Annotated in this window: 1 protein-coding gene; it reads right to left on the bottom strand. The window is 57.4% G+C overall.

The window, feature by feature from the left end; translation table 11 throughout:
* A partial coding sequence (locus BLW97_RS17820; RefSeq protein ID WP_169829333.1) for a helix-turn-helix domain-containing protein occupies window positions 1-568 on the bottom strand: 568 nt, incomplete at its 3' end.
* Between the last annotated feature and the right edge of the window lie 73 nt (window positions 569-641).

Genomic DNA, 641 nt, shown 5'->3' on the forward strand with positions numbered 1-641 from the left:
CATCCTTGCCGGGAGTAGCGAACAAGAGTCGCCGGGCATCCAGATCCACGAAGAGCGTGATGTAGTCGTGGCCGCGCCGACTGCTGGTTTCATCGACGCCGACGGCATGGACATGGGCCATATCCACTCTGGTACGGGCTTCTGGCACATAGTGGTCAATCACCCGCCACAGGAGCGTGTCGGTCTCGCCGACTAGGCGGGCTACGGTCAATACCGGCATCTCCCGCACCAGGGTCATGATCAGCGCTTCGAAGAGCAGGGTGAAATGCGAGCCTTCCCGTGCCCAGGGAACAGATATCTGATGCACTCCATGCTCCTGGCACTTCACACGAGGTACGCGGGCATGGAGATAGGCTTCATGCTGGAAGAAATCCATGTGCCGCCAAGTATGGTCACGGGTATCATGTACCGGACACTCCTCACCACAGACGGAGCAAGCAAAGCGACTACCCTTGGGAAAGTTGATGTGCAGATCCAGGCGTTTCTCCTCCACCGTGAAAGTCACATGATCCACCAACCACGGCGGAACCAATCCTAACGCGAGAGAAAACAGCTCTTCAGGGACCATCAGCTAACTCCAATTCAGGGCACGACCGCTCCACAGCATTCTACCCCCTACCCACTCAATCTGACGAAGAGCC

The sequence above is a fragment of the Acidithiobacillus albertensis genome (assembly GCF_001931655.1).
Taxonomy (GTDB): Bacteria; Pseudomonadota; Gammaproteobacteria; order Acidithiobacillales; family Acidithiobacillaceae; genus Acidithiobacillus; species Acidithiobacillus thiooxidans.